16 protein-coding genes are annotated in these 16315 nt (G+C 57.0%); 9 read left to right on the forward strand and 7 right to left on the reverse strand.

The annotated features are described in order from the left end of the window. Nucleotides 1-17: 17 nt before the first annotated feature. The 3 genes from trmB (at nt 18) to ACR0LL_RS09210 (ending at nt 2757) form a co-directional block, all read left to right on the forward strand. Nucleotides 18-728 carry a tRNA (guanosine(46)-N7)-methyltransferase TrmB gene (trmB, locus tag ACR0LL_RS09200; RefSeq protein WP_480585994.1) on the forward strand — a complete coding sequence of 237 codons (711 nt, stop codon included), beginning with the start codon at nt 18-20 and terminating at the stop codon, nt 726-728. Between the two features lie 68 nt (nt 729-796). Next, nucleotides 797-2143 (forward strand): 3-phosphoshikimate 1-carboxyvinyltransferase, encoded by a 1347-nt coding sequence (gene aroA / locus ACR0LL_RS09205; protein WP_480585997.1) that lies wholly within the window; start codon nt 797-799, stop codon nt 2141-2143. Further along, nucleotides 2140-2757, forward strand: coding sequence for a (d)CMP kinase (locus ACR0LL_RS09210; RefSeq protein WP_480586000.1), 618 nt, complete (start codon nt 2140-2142; stop codon nt 2755-2757). The genes aroA and ACR0LL_RS09210 overlap by 4 nt, the downstream gene beginning before the upstream one ends. Nucleotides 2758-2781: 24 nt before the next feature. Here ACR0LL_RS09210 and ACR0LL_RS09215 read toward each other — a convergent pair whose 3' ends face one another. Next, nucleotides 2782-3258 carry a YHS domain-containing (seleno)protein gene (locus tag ACR0LL_RS09215; protein ID WP_480586002.1) on the reverse strand — a complete coding sequence of 159 codons (477 nt, stop codon included), beginning with the start codon at nt 3256-3258 and terminating at the stop codon, nt 2782-2784. Between the two features lie 630 nt (nt 3259-3888). On the opposite strand from ACR0LL_RS09215, the gene rpsA reads away from it, so the two are divergent. The 6 genes from rpsA (at nt 3889) to ACR0LL_RS09245 (ending at nt 10819) form a co-directional block, all read left to right on the forward strand. Beyond that, a complete protein-coding gene (rpsA, locus tag ACR0LL_RS09220) occupies nt 3889-5565 on the forward strand; it encodes a 30S ribosomal protein S1 (RefSeq protein ID WP_480586004.1) in 1677 nt (558 codons plus the stop codon). A gap of 270 nt (nt 5566-5835) precedes the next feature. Further along, nucleotides 5836-6120 (forward strand): integration host factor subunit beta, encoded by a 285-nt coding sequence (gene ihfB, locus ACR0LL_RS09225; RefSeq protein ID WP_050603110.1) that lies wholly within the window; start codon nt 5836-5838, stop codon nt 6118-6120. A 7-nt stretch (nt 6121-6127) separates the two neighbouring features. Further along, on the forward strand, nt 6128-6478 hold the full coding sequence (locus ACR0LL_RS09230; protein ID WP_267365457.1) for a LapA family protein: 351 nt from the start codon (nt 6128-6130) through the stop codon (nt 6476-6478). A 5-nt stretch (nt 6479-6483) separates the two neighbouring features. Beyond that, nucleotides 6484-7128 carry a phosphoribosylanthranilate isomerase gene (locus ACR0LL_RS09235; RefSeq protein WP_480484014.1) on the forward strand — a complete coding sequence of 215 codons (645 nt, stop codon included), beginning with the start codon at nt 6484-6486 and terminating at the stop codon, nt 7126-7128. Between the two features lie 98 nt (nt 7129-7226). Next, on the forward strand, nt 7227-8474 hold the full coding sequence (gene trpB, locus ACR0LL_RS09240) for a tryptophan synthase subunit beta (RefSeq protein WP_267365446.1): 1248 nt from the start codon (nt 7227-7229) through the stop codon (nt 8472-8474). A 689-nt stretch (nt 8475-9163) separates the two neighbouring features. Further along, nucleotides 9164-10819: an Ig-like domain-containing protein gene (locus ACR0LL_RS09245; protein ID WP_480586007.1), complete on the forward strand. Its 1656-nt coding sequence runs from the start codon at nt 9164-9166 to the stop codon at nt 10817-10819. Nucleotides 10820-10847: 28 nt separating this feature from the next. Here ACR0LL_RS09245 and ACR0LL_RS09250 read toward each other — a convergent pair whose 3' ends face one another. The 6 genes from ACR0LL_RS09250 to trpA form a co-directional block, all read right to left on the reverse strand. Beyond that, nucleotides 10848-11222 carry a DUF2237 family protein gene (locus tag ACR0LL_RS09250; RefSeq protein WP_480586009.1) on the reverse strand — a complete coding sequence of 125 codons (375 nt, stop codon included), beginning with the start codon at nt 11220-11222 and terminating at the stop codon, nt 10848-10850. A 9-nt stretch (nt 11223-11231) separates the two neighbouring features. Then, nucleotides 11232-12395: a serine hydrolase domain-containing protein gene (locus tag ACR0LL_RS09255; protein ID WP_480586012.1), complete on the reverse strand. Its 1164-nt coding sequence runs from the start codon at nt 12393-12395 to the stop codon at nt 11232-11234. 83 nt (nt 12396-12478) lie between these two features. After that, entirely contained in the window at nt 12479-13159 is a 681-nt protein-coding gene (gene pth / locus ACR0LL_RS09260; protein WP_480586014.1) for an aminoacyl-tRNA hydrolase, read from the reverse strand. 143 nt (nt 13160-13302) lie between these two features. Beyond that, nucleotides 13303-13950, reverse strand: coding sequence for a 50S ribosomal protein L25/general stress protein Ctc (locus tag ACR0LL_RS09265; protein ID WP_480586017.1), 648 nt, complete (start codon nt 13948-13950; stop codon nt 13303-13305). 247 nt (nt 13951-14197) lie between these two features. Beyond that, complete coding sequence (locus ACR0LL_RS09270; RefSeq protein WP_480586019.1) at nt 14198-15364, reverse strand: alpha-hydroxy acid oxidase; 1167 nt, start codon at nt 15362-15364, stop codon at nt 14198-14200. A gap of 145 nt (nt 15365-15509) precedes the next feature. Next, nucleotides 15510-16301, reverse strand: coding sequence for a tryptophan synthase subunit alpha (trpA, locus tag ACR0LL_RS09275; RefSeq protein ID WP_480538607.1), 792 nt, complete (start codon nt 16299-16301; stop codon nt 15510-15512). Between the last annotated feature and the right edge of the window lie 14 nt (nt 16302-16315).

The raw sequence follows: 16315 nt of genomic DNA on the forward strand, positions 1-16315 counted from the left end.
GCAGTATGGCCACCGCCATGAGCACCGAGACCCCACAACGCCCGCGCAGAAACTTTTATGGCCGCTTCAAGGGCAAGACCCTGAAGCCCAGTCAAAAGACCTATCTGAACGAAGATCTGGCCGCCTTGTCACCCGGCGCTGTGGACTGGGACACCAACCCTGAACGCAAGCCGCTGGACCTGGATGGCCTGTACGGCGGTAAACCGGTCTGGTTGGAAGTCGGCTTTGGCGGTGGTGAGCATCTGGTGCACCAGGCGCAAAACAATCCTGACATTGGCATCATCGGGGCCGAGCCTTACATCAACGGTGTTGCCATGCTGCTGGGCAAAATCCGTCAGGCAGGTGTTGAAAACCTCGCCGTGCACCCTGGCGATGCGCGCGATCTGTTCGACGTGCTGCCAGAGGCGAGCATTTCGCGCGCGTTCCTTCTCTATCCCGATCCATGGCCCAAAACGCGGCATCATCGCCGTCGATTTGTAACCCAGGAACATCTTGAGCCATTGGCAAAGGTGCTGAAACCCGGGGCGATCTTCCGGGTTGCTACTGACATTCCCGATTACGTGCGTCAGACATTGGAAGAGGTTCCGCGCGCCGGGTTTGAATGGCTGGCCGAACGCCCTTCGGACTGGCGCGAACCGTGGAACGACTGGATCTCCACGCGATACGAGCAGAAGGCGCTGCGCGAGGGTCGGACACCTCATTACCTGACCTTCCGACGCAAAGGCTGATTGCCGCTGGACCAACGGGCGTCAATTCGCTAATCGGCTTGAGCACTGATAGCGCAAAAGGAGCCCTCATGTCCGGACACGGCACGCCCATCCCGATGACCTCGCATCCCTGCGGCCCGCTGACCGGCATGGCAGAGGTGCCCGGCGACAAGTCGATTTCGCACCGGTCGCTGATCCTTGGCGCAATGGCCGTGGGTGAAACCCGGATTTCGGGCTTGCTGGAGGGCGAAGACGTTCTGGATACCGCCAAGGCGATGCGTGCCTTCGGTGCCGAGGTCACAGATCACGGAAACGGGGAATGGACAGTGCAAGGCGTGGGTGTCGGTGGCTTCGCCGAACCGGGTCAGGTGATCGACTGTGGTAACTCGGGAACCGGCGTGCGGCTGATCATGGGGGCGATGGCGACCTCTCCGATCACTGCGACATTTACCGGTGATGCCAGCCTGAACAAACGCCCCATGGCGCGGGTAACTGATCCTCTGGCCCTGTTTGGGGCAGAATCGGTTGGGCGATCCGGCGGGCGCTTGCCGATGACGATCGTTGGCGCGGCGGACCCGACCCCCGTGCGATACGAAGTTCCTGTGCCGTCGGCGCAGGTGAAATCCGCCGTTCTGCTGGCGGGTCTGAATGCTCCCGGAAAGACCGTTGTGATCGAGAAAGAGGCCACGCGTGACCATTCCGAACGGATGCTGGCTGGATTTGGTGCCGAGATCACCGTCGAGGATACCGATGAGGGCCGAGTTATCACTTTGACCGGTCGCCCGGAACTGAAGCCGCAGGTCATCGCTGTACCGCGCGATCCGTCCAGTGCGGCTTTTCCGGTTTGCGCGGCGTTGATCACACCTGGATCCGATGTTTTGGTGCCTGGGATCGGTTTGAACCCCACACGCGCGGGCCTCTTTACGACCTTGCGCGAGATGGGCGCTGATCTGACCTATGAAAACGAACGCGAAGAGGGGGGCGAGCCAGTCGCCGATTTGCGCGCCAAGTACTCGCCCGACATGAAAGGCATCGACGTTCCTTCCGAGCGTGCCGCCTCAATGATCGATGAATACCCGGTTCTGTCGGTAGTGGCTGCAAATGCCACAGGCACAACGATGATGGGCGGCGTGAAAGAGCTGCGCGTGAAGGAAAGCGACCGGATTGACGCCATGGCGCGTGGCCTGCGCGCCAACGGGGTGACTGTTGCCGAAGGTGATGACTGGTGGTCGGTTGAAGGGCTGGGCATCGGCAACGTTCCGGGAGGAGGCACCTGCGAGAGCTTTCTGGATCACCGCATCGCCATGTCGTTCATGGTGATGGGTATGGGGGCACAGAGCCCCGTGAGTGTGGATGACGGCGGCCCGATCGCGACGTCGTTCCCGATCTTTGAACCACTGATGGAGTCGCTGGGTGCAAAGGTAGAGCGCACTTGAGTTTCACTGTTGCCATTGACGGACCAGCGGCTGCGGGCAAGGGCACGATATCAAAGGCCGTGGCGGCGCATTTCGGCTTTGCTCATCTGGACACGGGTTTGCTGTATCGCGCTGTCGGAAGGCGTACGCTTGAGGGGGAAAGCGCGATTGAAGCCGCGCAGTCTCTGACCGCAGAGGAGCTTGAGAAGGGCGACCTGCGCACGGCCGACGTTGCGCAGGCAGCTTCCAAAGTGGCGGTTCTTCCAGAGGTTCGCGCTGCCTTGGTCGATTTTCAGCGCGCCTTTTCCCGCAGGGCAGGTGGGGCCGTTCTGGACGGTCGTGATATTGGCACGGTGATTTGTCCAGATGCCGAAGTGAAGCTGTTTGTAACAGCCAGTGCAGAAGTGCGCGCCGAGCGGCGCTTCCTGGAGCTTAGTGCAATAGGCGCTGACGTAACCCGTGAACAGGTTCTGGCGGACGTCAGAGAACGGGACGCGCGGGATGCTGAGCGCAGCACCGCTCCGATGAAACCCGCTGAGGATGCCGTGCAGTTGGACACCACCGATCTGAGTATCGAGGCGGCGTTGGCCAAAGCCCTTGAGGTGATCAACGCAAAACTGCCCGCGACGCGTTAACGCCGCGGGCAAACGGGTCAGGTCTTACAGCTCGCCCACGGCGACGCTTTTGATATTCACCCATTGGTCATCCGCCGTTTTTGCGGTGGTGACAACGTCCTTCAAAAAGGCTGCCCGGGTTTCCGCGTTCAGGAACAGAAACAATTTTCCGTCTGCGACAAGGTATTGATCCGGGTCACCGTCAAACTTCTTGCCGACTGATACGCCGAACGAACAGAAGCCACCGTGCTGCGGCAGGTATGCGGCAGGGTTTGCCTCGAACGCTTCACGGTTCGCGGCGGACGTGAAATAATAGGAGGCTCCGTCATAAGTTGACGAATGAGTGGCGAAGCCTTCGACCGGGTTGCCATCATTGACCAATGCAACCAGATCAACCCCATGCGCGGCCAGCGGCGCACCGGCGGCTGAAAGACCGTTGGACACGTTGATTTTGTCAGCGGCAAAGGCTGGGGTGGACAGGGCAATTGCAGTCGCCATGGCGGCAAAGATGAGAAATTTCATAATATTTTCCCTTTGGTTCTGGTTTCGGGTCGACCGTTTTGTCGACCGATAAGGCAAAGTTAGGGAAAGGATGCGGAACGTTTAATCTTAGATACGTCGCCAGATCTTGCAGATCGTACAAACAGGCGAATGGCTAGCGTTCAATCTCCAAATCTCCACCATCCATCCCGAGACGTAGGAAGCTGGGCGCTGGGTGAAGCGCGGAACGTTGAGACATGTCACCTTTGCGTCGCAAGCTGAGGCTCAGCCGCGTGGTTCGGTTCCCGGAACCAGGATTCCTTTTGACAAGAACCTGCCGCAGACCATGCAGACTTGTTCAGTCAGAACCCGCTATCGTTCAGATTGCCATATCGCATTGGGGATCAGCGTTAGGCTGGAGTTCCTGCGCGCGCTGCCGCGCACCATAGGCTTTGCACTTGCACCGGTTCAAGATTCAGCCTATACGCGCGCTGTCGATACAAGGGCGGTCAACGTCCGGATGACGTTTCTGAGCAGGGCCGGGTTACCTCGGCCCTTTGTGTTTGTTTGCTCAGGGGCGCACCGGGTCACGCCAGACGGCATCATGAAACAAGACCGGCGGAGACAACCGCTCGGCCAGCAAAAACGTATTGTAAAGGAAATGAACGCCACATGGCTAACGCATCCATGGAGGAATTCGAAGCCCTCCTGAATGAAAGCTTCGAAATGGACACGCCCGAAGAGGGTTCTGTTGTCAAAGGCAAGATTCTGGCGATTGAAGCCGGTCAAGCCATCATCGACGTAGGCTATAAAATGGAAGGCCGCGTTGATCTGAAAGAATTCGCAAATCCCGGCGAAGCCCCTGAAATCGCTGTCGGCGACGAGGTCGAAGTTTACCTGCGTGCCGCAGAAAACGCCCGTGGCGAAGCCGTCATCTCGCGCGAGATGGCCCGCCGTGAAGAGGCATGGGACCGTCTGGAAAAAGCATACGCCGACGACCAGCGCGTCGAAGGCGCTATCTTTGGTCGCGTCAAAGGTGGCTTCACCGTCGATCTGGGGGGCGCAGTTGCATTCCTGCCCGGTTCGCAGGTTGACGTACGCCCCGTACGCGACGCAGGCCCGCTGATGGGTCTGAAGCAGCCGTTCCAGATTCTGAAAATGGACCGCCGCCGTGGCAACATCGTTGTGTCGCGCCGCGCAATCTTGGAAGAATCGCGTGCCGAGCAGCGCGCCGAAGTCATCGGCAACCTGACCGAAGGTCAGAACGTCGAGGGCGTGGTCAAGAACATCACCGAATACGGTGCATTCGTTGACCTGGGCGGTGTTGATGGCCTGCTGCACGTCACTGACATGGCATGGCGTCGTGTGAACCACCCGTCCGAGATCCTGACGATCGGTGAAACCATCAAGGTTCAGGTCATCAAGATCAACAAAGACACCCACCGCATCAGCCTGGGCATGAAGCAGCTTCAGGAAGATCCGTGGGATCTGGTTGCTGCCAAGTACCCGCTGGGCTCGGTCCATCAGGGTCGCGTCACCAACATCACCGACTACGGCGCATTCGTCGAACTGGAAGCCGGTGTCGAAGGTCTGGTGCACGTGTCCGAGATGTCCTGGACCAAGAAAAACGTCCACCCCGGCAAGATCGTCTCGACCAGCCAGGAAGTCGACGTCATGGTTCTGGAAATCGACGGTGCCAAGCGCCGCGTGTCTCTGGGCCTGAAGCAGACTCAGCGCAACCCATGGGAAGTGTTTGCAGAAACCCACCCCGAGGGCACCGAAGTCGAAGGCGAAGTCAAGAACATCACCGAATTCGGTCTGTTCATCGGTCTCGAAGGAGACATCGACGGCATGGTTCACCTGTCGGACCTGTCCTGGGACGAGCGTGGCGAGGATGCGATCCAGAACTACCGCAAGGGCGACATGGTTTCGGCCGTTGTCTCGGAAGTGGATGTCGAGAAAGAGCGTATCTCGTTGTCGATCAAAGCTCTGGGCGGTGACAAGTTCGCAGAAGCCGTTGGCGGCGTGAAGCGTGGCTCGGTCATCACTGTCGAAGTGACTGCAATCGAAGATGGCGGCATCGAGGTCGAGTACGAAGGCATGAAGTCGTTCATCCGTCGTTCCGACCTGTCGCGTGACCGTTCCGAACAGCGCCCCGAGCGTTTCTCGGTCGGTGACAAGGTTGATGTCCGCGTAACCAACGTCGACAGCAAGACCCGTCGTCTGGGTCTGTCGATCAAGGCACGCGAGATCGCAGAAGAGAAAGAAGCCGTGGAACAGTACGGTTCTTCCGACTCGGGCGCGTCGCTGGGCGACATTCTGGGTGCAGCGCTGAAGTCGGGCGACTAAGCCCGGGGCGCATCCCAAGCATGATTTACGGCCTCGCATGGAAGTGCGGGGCCGTTTTTGTTGCGAATCAACATGTTCCAAACACGCTGCTTAAACTCGATAATGTTCGCGCTTGAAGTGTGTAAATCGGCCTGTCGGGCAAAATTTCGCGTGAGAATATGGCAAAATAAAGCCTCAACACGCAGAGTATCCGTTCCCCCGATCTGGGTTTTTTCCTATACTGTCAAAACAGTAGACCTGTCACACCGGCTGCCTGGGAGGGTATCACGAATGATCCGTTCAGAACTGATTCAGAAAATCGCTGACGAAAACCCGCATCTCTATCAGCGTGATGTCGAGCGGATTGTGAACACCGTGTTCGAAGAAGTCACCGATGCCATGGCGCGCGGCGACCGGGTCGAACTGCGTGGCTTTGGCGCGTTTTCGGTGAAAAAGCGGGATGCCCGCGTTGGGCGCAACCCCCGTACCGGTGAAACCGTTCAGGTCGAGGAAAAATGTGTGCCATTTTTCAAAACTGGTAAGTTGCTCAGGGATCGTTTGAACGGTAAAGCCTGACCTCATGATGCGTTACCTTCGATATGCTTTTCTTGGGACTCTCGGGATCGTTCTGATTTCCGTGTCCCTGGCGAATGTTCAGTCTGTTGAACTGAAACTGATGCCCGATGCTCTGGCCGAGCTTCTGGGCTTTAACGTCAGTACCTCTTTACCGCTTTTTCTGGTCGTTCTGGGTGGCGTTGTCGCCGGTTTGATCATCGGTTTCATGTGGGAATGGCTGCGGGAACACAAACACCGCCGCGATGCGACCGTGAAAAAGGGCGAGGTCCGCAAGCTTGAACGCGAGGTCAAGAAGCTCAAGAAAAAGCAGAACGAGGGTAAGGATGATGTTCTGGCCCTGCTTGATGAGGCCAGCTGAGGCTTATGTCTACCGATGTGTCCGTTAAAATCTGCGGTTTGACCGCCTCAGAACATGTGCGCGCAGCCGTTGCAGCCGGTGCGCGCTACGTCGGATTCAACTTCTTTCCCAAATCGCCCCGTTACGCACCGATACCGCAAGCCGCGGCGTTGGCCGCCGAAGTACCAGTCGGCGTCGCCAAGGTCGCTCTGGCCGTGAATTTCTCGGACGCGCAGCTTGATGAGATTGTCGCGGGGGTTCCGCTGGATATGTTGCAGCTTCACGGCGGAGAGAGCCCCGAGCGTGTGGCAGAGATCAAGCAGCGCTATGGCCTGCCCGTCATTAAGGCGATCGGTGTGGCCGAGGCCGAGGATTTGGCTGCGATTGATCTGTATTCCGAAGTTGCAGACCAGCTTCTGATCGATGCAAAGCCGCCGAAGAATTCGGAACTTCCCGGCGGCAACGGTCTTCCTTTTGACTGGCGGCTGCTGGCAGGTCGCAAGTATTGGCGCAGGCCGTGGATGTTGTCCGGTGGTCTGAACCCAGACAATGTCGCTGAGGCGATCCGCATGACGGGTGCGCGGCAAGTCGATGTGGCGTCGGGTGTTGAAAGCGCGCCGGGCGTGAAGGACGCTGGACTGATACAGGCATTTATCGACGCGACACGCTGATTTTGTTTGCCGCTGCCAGGGGGCGACATGGTGCGTTTTGCCATGGCAAATCCCGCGACGACCACCTATGACAGTCAGGTACGACGAGGGAGACACCCATGGCCAACGATCTTTTCAATTCCTTCATGTCCGGCCCTGACGAGCAAGGGCGCTTTGGCATCTTCGGCGGGCGTTTTGTCAGCGAAACGCTAATGCCGCTGATCCTGTCACTGGAAGAGGAATACAACAAAGCCAAGGATGATCCGACCTTCTGGGCCGAGATGGATGATCTGTGGGCCAACTATGTGGGCCGCCCCTCACCTCTGTATTTCGCGGAACGCCTGACCGAGCATCTGGGCGGGGCGAAGATCTATCTGAAACGTGATGAGCTGAACCACACCGGCGCACACAAGATCAACAACGTGCTGGGCCAGATCATTCTGGCGCGACGCATGGGCAAGACCCGGATCATCGCCGAGACCGGGGCAGGGCAGCACGGTGTGGCCACAGCCACGGTCTGCGCGAAATTTGGTTTGAAATGCATCGTCTATATGGGTGCCCATGACGTGCAACGTCAGGCCCCGAACGTGTTTCGTATGCGCCTGCTGGGGGCCGAGGTGATCCCTGTGACCTCGGGTCGCGGTACGCTGAAGGACGCGATGAATGACGCGCTGCGTGACTGGGTGACCAATGTGCGCGATACGTTCTACTGCATCGGCACAGTGGCCGGTCCGCACCCATACCCGGCGATGGTGCGTGATTTCCAGTCGATCATTGGCAAGGAAGCGAAAGAGCAGATGATGAAGGCCGAAGGCCGTCTGCCCGACACGATCATTGCGGCAATCGGCGGCGGCTCGAACGCGATGGGCTTGTTCTACCCATTCCTTGATGACAAGGACGTCAATATCATCGGCGTTGAAGCCGGCGGTAAAGGTGTAAACGAAAAGATGGAGCATTGCGCCTCGCTGACAGGCGGTCGTCCGGGCGTTCTGCATGGCAACCGCACCTATCTGCTGCAGGATGATGACGGGCAGATTCTGGAAGGCTATTCGATCTCGGCCGGTCTGGACTATCCGGGTATCGGGCCCGAACATTCCTGGTTGCATGAGGTTGGTCGCGCGACTTACGTCTCGATTACCGACAAGGAAGCGCTTGAGGCATTCCAGCTGTGCTGTGCCACTGAGGGTATCATTCCGGCGCTGGAACCCAGCCACGCTCTGGCGCATGTCATGAAGATCGCGCCCGAGTTGCCCAAGGACCACCTGATCTGCATGAACATGTGTGGACGCGGTGACAAGGATGTTCAGACCGTCGCAAAATACCTGAACTTCGACATGTCTGACACCGAAGGCCGCACGGCCGGTTGATTTCACACCGGGGCCACATGCCCCGGTTTACAATCTCGACCAATCAAGCTGCCGGAACACCCTTCGGTCCACCCTTGATTGTAATGCTGCTCCGAAATGGCCTTCGGATCTAATTGGTGTTTTAACGGGCGCAGACGGATTGTTGTTCCTGCCCTGGTGTGGCATCCGGTTTGGTCACCGTATGTTGGCCCTCGCAGGCGATCTTTTTGGACCCGACGGAGCCCGGTCAAAGAATCGTCCACAAGCGATATTACCCCGTTCAACCTGTGCCCAAAGGTTTCCAATTGGAGATCAGTGTAGCAAGCGGTGCCGTACTGTTGCAAAATTGCTGGACTGTCAGTGACTATGTCCTTTCTGTCTTTGCAGGTAATTTTCCAGCGCAGCCTGCCTCAGGTTTCCTTCTCCGCGCGACGACACTGTAAATATTGGGTGTTTCAAGCCGTTTGAGAGTTGGTCCAGGTCAAAACCCGCTTGTTCCAACAACACGACGTGTTCCGCACGCCCCAGTTGATTCCTGCCGCGTTCTATACAGCGTCTTCCAATTGAATTAACTTCTCATTAACCGGCGATTTGCGGTCGGTTCTGGGGATGTCTCTGCGAAGATGGGGCAAGGATGACGCTGCTTGGGATGCGATTTTAACCCCAGGCACTCTGGTGTTTGGCACCCACGCGGTGCTGTAGGAGGTAATATGGTTTGGTCCGCAATTACGAGGCTGTCGTGCCTGGGTCTTTTGGTTTCCGCGCTTTTGATGGGAAGCGTCAAAGAGGGTCTGGCGTTTGGCAACCCTTCGTTTCCGTCCCAGACAGTCGCAACACCCAACGGCGGGCAGATTTTCTTTTCTAATCTACAAGGCACTGCGACAGCGTTCATGTCGTTGGGCGGCTCGGGAGAAGGCCCGGGAGGATCGTTCTATTTCAACAATGGTGTTTTGACTCAACCTGCTATTACGCCAGCAGGATTGGCCAATCTTGGATATATTGGCGCGACGATACTCAGCCAGAACGGAGCGGACTCAACTTACGCCGCTGATGGCTATCTTGGGGTCATGTTCACCGCGCGCGAAACCGTTGGCGGGCCGCTTTACCTTTATGAGATCGCGCTGTCGGGTGTCACGAATACTCAGATTATCAACACACGGACACTGGCCGACACGACGCAGCCGACGGCCTCAATCGGTGCACTGACAACAATCGGCAACGGTACGTTCCAAGCGGTGATCACACTTAGTGAACCCAGCACAGATTTCACGGTGGGCGACTTGTCGGTCACCAATGCGTCCGCCAGCCTGACTGGGTCCGGAACCAATTATGTCGCAACGCTGACTGCGCAAAGTAACGGTACAGTTGAGCTGTTTATTCCCGCAGGCGTTTTTTCTGATGCCGCCGGGAACCTGAACCTTGCGTCCAACAGGGTCAGCACACAACAGGGGGTGACGGACACACAACGACTGGTGCAGGCCTTTCAAAATGCCCGGGCCAACAGCCTCGTGACCAATCAGCCAGAGCTGACGCAGTTTCTTCAGCAATCGGGATCAGGTGCGCTGGACTCGTCGGTGACGCAAGGATCGGGGTATCTGAAATTTGCAAGTGATCCAACCCACCCGGTCTGGTTCAATCTGTCCGGGAACTGGAGCTCGCAAAACGATTACGACAGTTCTTATGCCTTGGCCGTGGTGGGGGCGCATGGCTGGGTGAACTCGAACCTTCTGATCGGCGCCATGCTGCAGATCGATTATGCCGAAACCGAAAACGGCCCGGCCAGCGTGGATGGCACAGGGTGGCTGGTCGGACCTTATGTCGTCGCCAAACTGCCCAATCAGCCAGTGTTTTTCGAAGGGCGTGTTCTGTACGGTCAGGCTGATAACGACATTTCTCCACTGGGCACCTATACCGACAGTTTCGATAGTGAACGCTGGCTGATCCAGTCGCGCGTAACCGGAGAGTTCAAGCGCGGTGACCTGACGCTTATGCCGTTGCTGGATGTTAGCTATGCCAGCGACGATCAGGAGGCTTATACCGATAGTCTGGGCAACCTGATCCCACACCAGGATTTCAGCCTGACCACTGCACGGCTGGGTATGGATTTCAGTCACCCAATCCAGGTGTCGCGCGGTCAGATGATGCTGACCGGTGGTCTGTCTGGTATTTGGAGCACAACATCCGGCACAGGCACTGTTCCTGGCTTGACACCCATTGGCGACACCGCCCGCGCCCGTGCCGATCTGGGATTTGATTACCGGCTGGAGAACAACAGCCTTCTGGCCGCAAACCTGTTCTATGATGGTATCGGCGAAAGCGGTTTTGAAAACTACAGTGTCAGCCTGATCTGGCAAATGGCATTCTGAATCAGCCGTGCGCCCCTTTGGTGGGCCTTCAGGTCTTCGCCTTATTTTGAAGCAAAATGTCGAGCGGTACGATCTCAAGCGCGCGTTGATGTGTCGCCTCCAGATGAACCTGCGGTGCACATCCTTCGTCATGAGCTTGCAAAAACCGGCTGGCGCATAAACACCAGCTGTCGCCGGGGTGAAGGCCTGGAAAGTCGAATTCGGGTCGTGCCGTGCTCAGATCATTGCCGACATATTTTGAGAATGCCAGAAACTCGGCCGTCATCACGGCGCAGACGGTATGACTGCCCTGATCCTCGGGGCAGGTATTGCAGGCGCCATCCCGGAAAAACCCTGTCAAAGGGTCGCGAGAGCAAGGGGCCAGAACGCCACCCAGTACATTGATACTTTCTTGTTTCTGCATAAAGACATCTTACAGACTTTCCGCAATCTTGCGGAACATTTCGATATTCAGGTCATTTACACCCGGCTCACGGAACAGCCTGTCTGCACCGGTGGACACAATCAGAACACCCCTGGGCTGGTTGAAATAGATGTATTGCCCATAGACACCGCGGGCCAGAAACTCTCCTTCATGCGCGCCGCGGGGAATCCACCATTGATACCCGTACCCGATCTCTCCTTGTGCGGTGGGTGCACTGGGTTGGGTGGCTTTGAAAATCCATTCGGCAGGAACCAGTTGTTTTCCATTCGCGATGCCGTCCTGCAGGATCATTTGTCCAAACCGGGCGAAATCACGCGTAATAAAGTTGAGGCCCCCCAAAACAAAAGCGACCCCTGCACCATCAGTGATGTAGTATCCGTCCCGCTCCAGTCCCAACGGCTGAAGAATCTTTTCCGTCAGAAGGTCTGCCACGTTCCGCCCGGTCGCACCGCGTATAACCATACCCAGAACATGGGTGTCGATCGACACGTATTGCCAGGTTTCACCCGGTGTCGCAAAGCTGTCCTGCAGTGAGGCTGCGAAATCGTCCAGCTCACCACCCAGCGCAACCACACGCCCCATCCGATTGATGTCGGAATTTGGGTCGAGATAATCTTCATCAAACGTCACGCCGCTTGCCATGTTCAGCACGTTGCGGATCGACGCGGTTTCATACGCGCTGTCTTTCAGTTTTGGCGCATATTTGACAACCGGGTCATCCAACGACCCGATTGCACCCTCTTGCAAAAGGATACCGAAAAGCGCCGAAAGATAGCTTTTGGCGACCGACCAGGAAATCCTCCGGTCATCCGGCCCGGTGCCAAGATAATATTCCTCGAACCTGACTTTGCCGTTCTGCATAACCAGCAACGACGTGACCGCGCGTTCATCGATCCAACTGTCGGTTCCTTCCGGCAAGTCGAATCCTTCGCCATAAGGCAGGTCCCAGGTTGGCGCGTCGCCACGCGGCAGGTTCACGGTCAGAAAAGCCTCGTCCATGTGCGAGAAATTGTGAACGATCTTCTCTTCCGAAAATAACGAGTTCACGGCCAAAAGGCGCTGCAACTCTTCGCGCTTCCACAGCCCGACGGCAGTGGCGGCCAGAACCAACGCCAGTACGATGCGCAGCACCCACTTCAAAATGGATTTCATCGCATTGCCTCCCTAGTTGGCCGGTATTGGAACGCGGGAGGTTGCATTCTGCAACCTCTACGTAACGGAAAGAGGCCGGGGTGCTACCTGAATTTGTCCAAAAGCTTCTGCATGGCAGACCGGTCGTCATCCTCGGTGTCGGGTGCGGGCGTTGAAGGTGTGTCGGCTTTAGGTGCAGCGGTTTTTGATGATCGCGGCGGGGCAGTGCGCAAAGCAACTGCATTCATGAACTTGCCGCCTTCGTCCTGTGCCAGGAAGGGTGCCCCGTCCGAAACACCCCGAAGAACGTCGTCCAGCCAACTGGTTTCGGATTTCGCGAAATCATTGAGCACAAATCCCGAAACCATTTCCTTGCGGCCCGGATGCCCGATTCCCAAGCGAACACGGTCATAAGCCGCCCCGATATGCTCATGGATCGAGCGCAGACCGTTATGTCCGGCGTGCCCTCCTCCTGCCTTGACGCGCAATTTGCCCGGGGCAAGGTCCAATTCGTCATGAAATACAACAATGTCGGTGGACTCCAGCTTGTAAAACCGCATCGCCTCACCCACGGATTGACCCGAACGGTTCATGTAGGTCTGCGGTTTCAACAAAAGGACTTTCTCAGTGCCAAGCCGCCCTTCCGAGATCTCGCCCTGAAACTTCGACTTCCAGGGGCCAAACCCATGATCTTCTGCGATCCGGTCCAGGGCCATGAACCCGATATTGTGCCGGTTCCGGGCATATTTCTGGCCCGGGTTTCCCAATCCAACAAACAGCTTCATGTTTCCGTTTTGCCTCTGTAGCTCCAAAGCCATTTCATGCCCGGAAATCGTCAGGAAATCCAGTCAGGCCTGATTATTGGACCCGCAAAAAAAAACGGGGCTCACCCGAGCCCCGCTTCAAAGTCGGAAACACTGTTCCAGACTTATTCTTCTTCTTTTCCGACAACTTCGACTTCATCGGCTGCAACTTCACCATCTTCATCGTCGTCGCTGGTGGACAGACCAGTCGGCGCCGAGATGTTGGCAATCACAAAGTCACGGTCGATGGTTGGTTTGGTGCCCTCAGGCAGTTCAACCGACGAAATGGTCACAACGTCATTGATGTTCAGACCGGTCAGATCAACGGTGATCTTTTCAGGAATGTCACCGGCGGTGCACATCAGTTCGACTTCCGGGCGGACAACGGTCAGAACGCCACCCTTTTTGATGCCGGGAGCTGCTTCTTCGTTGACGAACTCAACAGGAATGAACAATGCGATCTTGGTAGTCCGGCGCAGCCGCATCAGGTCCAGATGGGTCGGCAGATCTTTGACGACATCACGCTGAACATCTCGGCAGATGACGCGAACGTCATCGTGACCTTCAACCTTGAGGTTCCACAAGGTCGACTTGAACCGGCCCGCTTTCAGGCGCTTGAACAAGACGTTGAACGGGATCTGGATTGGCAACGGTTCTTTGTCGCCACCAAATACGATGCCCGGAACCATGCCGTCGCGGCGTGCTTGACGAGCGGCGCCCTTGCCTGTCCCCGTCCGTTCCAGAGCTACGAGATCAGGAATCTCACCAGCCATGATATATTCTCCAATGTTAGGGCGGGCATCCTCCAAGGCTGTATACCCGCGTGAAGCCGCGTCCTTAGCTTGATTCACCCGATTTGGAAAGAGGTATTTCTTGCCATGCCGTTCGGCTGGGTTCTATCGCCTGTCCTGGAGTATTATCGGGTGGACGATTGAAGGATCCCCAGCTTCATCTGACCAAAAATATCCCGGGGGAGGCGCCCGGAACGGGCGTCGGGGGCAGAGCCCCCTGATTGACCGGTTACGCTTGCCAGCGGCCCCCGAAGTTTTCAGGTATCAGCAGATTGTGACGCCCCAACGCAGCCACGTTTTTCTCACCACAAAGCGCCATTGTCGTATCAAGCTCCCTCTGGATCAGCTCAAGCGCCGTGGTGACACCTTTCTGACCCATGGCACCCAGACCATACACAAACGCGCGGCCAACATAGGTCCCTTTGGCCCCAAGCGCTAAGGCTTTGAGCACGTCTTGTCCGGATCGGATACCGCTGTCCAGATGCACCTCGATATCGCCCCCAACTGCATCCATGATCTCGGGCAGGACACGAATTGAGCTTAGCGCGCCGTCAAGTTGACGCCCACCATGGTTTGACACGACAATGGCATCGGCACCCAGCTTGGCGGCCATCCTTGCGTCATCCGCATCAAGGATGCCCTTAAGGATCACTTTCCCGCCCCATTGCTCCATCAGTTTTTCAACCTTCGACCAGTCGAGGCTGGGGTCAAACTGTTCTGCGGTCCAGGCCCCCAATGAAGACGCGTCCGAAATACCATGCACATGCCCCACGATATTGCCGAACTCGCGCCGCTGGGCCCGCAGCATTTCAATGCCCCAAGCCCATTTGGTCATCAGGTTGGCAATGGTTTTTGCCGTCAGTTTGGGCGGGGCCGACAGACCGTTTTTCAGGTCCTTGTGCCGCTGTCCCAGAATTTGCAGGTCGAGCGTGATTACCAGTGCGGAACATTTCGCATCTTTTGCTCGCTGGATCAGGCGGTTGATGTAGTCCGTGTCCTTCATCGTATAAAGCTGGAACCAGAATGGTTTGTTGGTATATCCGGCCACATCTTCGATCGAGTTGATGGACATGGTGGACAGCGTAAAGGGCACACCAAATTCCTCGGCGGCTTTGGCGGCCTTCATCTCTCCGTCTGCATGTTGCATCCCCGTCAACCCGACCGGGGCCAGCGCAACAGGCATTGAAACGTCTTTGCCAATCATTTGCGAAGATGTCGACCGACCGGACATGTCGACCGCAACCCTTTGGCGAAGGCGTATTTTTTCAAAATCGGTCGTGTTTTCGCGAAAAGTCTGTTCCGTCCAGCTGCCGCTTTCGGCGTAGTCATAGAACATACGGGGCACGCGGCGTTCATATATGCGTTTGAGGTCTTCGATATTGGTGATCACAGGCATGAAAACAGGGCTCCGCGTTCATTGGTTAGTTTTCTTTACCAATTCATTCCAAAGGCTGCAATGTCTTGACGTCACAGTGAAGGGACGCGAAAAACCCGCCGCGGTATCCGCGACGGGTCACAATTCTCGTATGTTGGCTGCGAAATCAGGCGCTGTGCGCGCCATCCGAAAGAGATTTCACAAAGGTCAGCACGTCGGTCACAGGTTTACCAGCGCCGATCTGGCTGACGATCGCTGACCCGACCACCGCGCCGTCCGACACCGAGGCAATATTGCGCGATTTTTCGGGCGTGTTGATCCCGAACCCCACGATTACCGGCAGATCGGTCGCGGCCTTGATGCGGGCAACCTCGGGGCCAACATCTGTTGCTTCTGCCTCGGCTGCGCCAGTGATCCCGGTGATCGAGACATAATAAACAAAGCCCGAAGTGTTTTGCAGAACACGTGGCAGACGTTTGTCATCCGTGGTTGGGGTTGCCAGGCGAATAAAATTCAGACCCGCCGCTTGCGCGGGCAGGCAGAGTTCTGCGTCCTCCTCGGGGGGAAGGTCCACCACGATCAACCCGTCAATACCAGCTGCTTTTGCATCGGCCAGAAACGCATCGACACCCCGGCTGTAGATCGGGTTGTAATACCCCATCAGGACAATAGGGGTTGTATCGTCCGTTTCCCGAAAGGTTCGTGCCAGATCCAATGTGCGTTGCAAGGTCATGCCCTGCTCAAGCGCACGTTGGCCCGCGGCCTGAATTGTCGGGCCGTCGGCCATCGGGTCAGTAAAGGGCAGGCCCAGCTCGATAACATCCACGCCAGCACCAGGCAAGCCTTTGACCACTTCAAGCGAAGTGTCATAGTCGGGATCTCCGGCCATGACATAGGCGACAAAGGCTTTTTTACCTTCGGCTTTCAGGGCGGCGAACTTGGCGTCGATACGGGTCATCGGATGTCCTTGCA

It is taken from the genome of Ruegeria sp. AI2, assembly GCF_056541275.1.

What these genes read in the sequence shown, in the direction of transcription:
- trmB (WP_480585994.1), top strand. Translation starts at nt 18, where the DNA reads ATGAGCACCGAGACCCCACAACGCCCGCGCAGAAACTTTTATGGCCGC.
- aroA (WP_480585997.1), top strand. Translation starts at nt 797, where the DNA reads ATGTCCGGACACGGCACGCCCATCCCGATGACCTCGCATCCCTGCGGC.
- ACR0LL_RS09215 (WP_480586002.1), bottom strand. Translation starts at nt 3,258, where the DNA reads ATGAAATTTCTCATCTTTGCCGCCATGGCGACTGCAATTGCCCTGTCC.
- rpsA (WP_480586004.1), top strand. Translation starts at nt 3,889, where the DNA reads ATGGCTAACGCATCCATGGAGGAATTCGAAGCCCTCCTGAATGAAAGC.
- ihfB (WP_050603110.1), top strand. Translation starts at nt 5,836, where the DNA reads ATGATCCGTTCAGAACTGATTCAGAAAATCGCTGACGAAAACCCGCAT.
- ACR0LL_RS09230 (WP_267365457.1), top strand. Translation starts at nt 6,128, where the DNA reads ATGCGTTACCTTCGATATGCTTTTCTTGGGACTCTCGGGATCGTTCTG.
- ACR0LL_RS09235 (WP_480484014.1), top strand. Translation starts at nt 6,484, where the DNA reads ATGTCTACCGATGTGTCCGTTAAAATCTGCGGTTTGACCGCCTCAGAA.
- trpB (WP_267365446.1), top strand. Translation starts at nt 7,227, where the DNA reads ATGGCCAACGATCTTTTCAATTCCTTCATGTCCGGCCCTGACGAGCAA.
- ACR0LL_RS09245 (WP_480586007.1), top strand. Translation starts at nt 9,164, where the DNA reads ATGGTTTGGTCCGCAATTACGAGGCTGTCGTGCCTGGGTCTTTTGGTT.
- ACR0LL_RS09250 (WP_480586009.1), bottom strand. Translation starts at nt 11,222, where the DNA reads ATGCAGAAACAAGAAAGTATCAATGTACTGGGTGGCGTTCTGGCCCCT.
- ACR0LL_RS09255 (WP_480586012.1), bottom strand. Translation starts at nt 12,395, where the DNA reads ATGAAATCCATTTTGAAGTGGGTGCTGCGCATCGTACTGGCGTTGGTT.
- pth (WP_480586014.1), bottom strand. Translation starts at nt 13,159, where the DNA reads ATGAAGCTGTTTGTTGGATTGGGAAACCCGGGCCAGAAATATGCCCGG.
- ACR0LL_RS09265 (WP_480586017.1), bottom strand. Translation starts at nt 13,950, where the DNA reads ATGGCTGGTGAGATTCCTGATCTCGTAGCTCTGGAACGGACGGGGACA.
- ACR0LL_RS09270 (WP_480586019.1), bottom strand. Translation starts at nt 15,364, where the DNA reads ATGCCTGTGATCACCAATATCGAAGACCTCAAACGCATATATGAACGC.
- trpA (WP_480538607.1), bottom strand. Translation starts at nt 16,301, where the DNA reads ATGACCCGTATCGACGCCAAGTTCGCCGCCCTGAAAGCCGAAGGTAAA.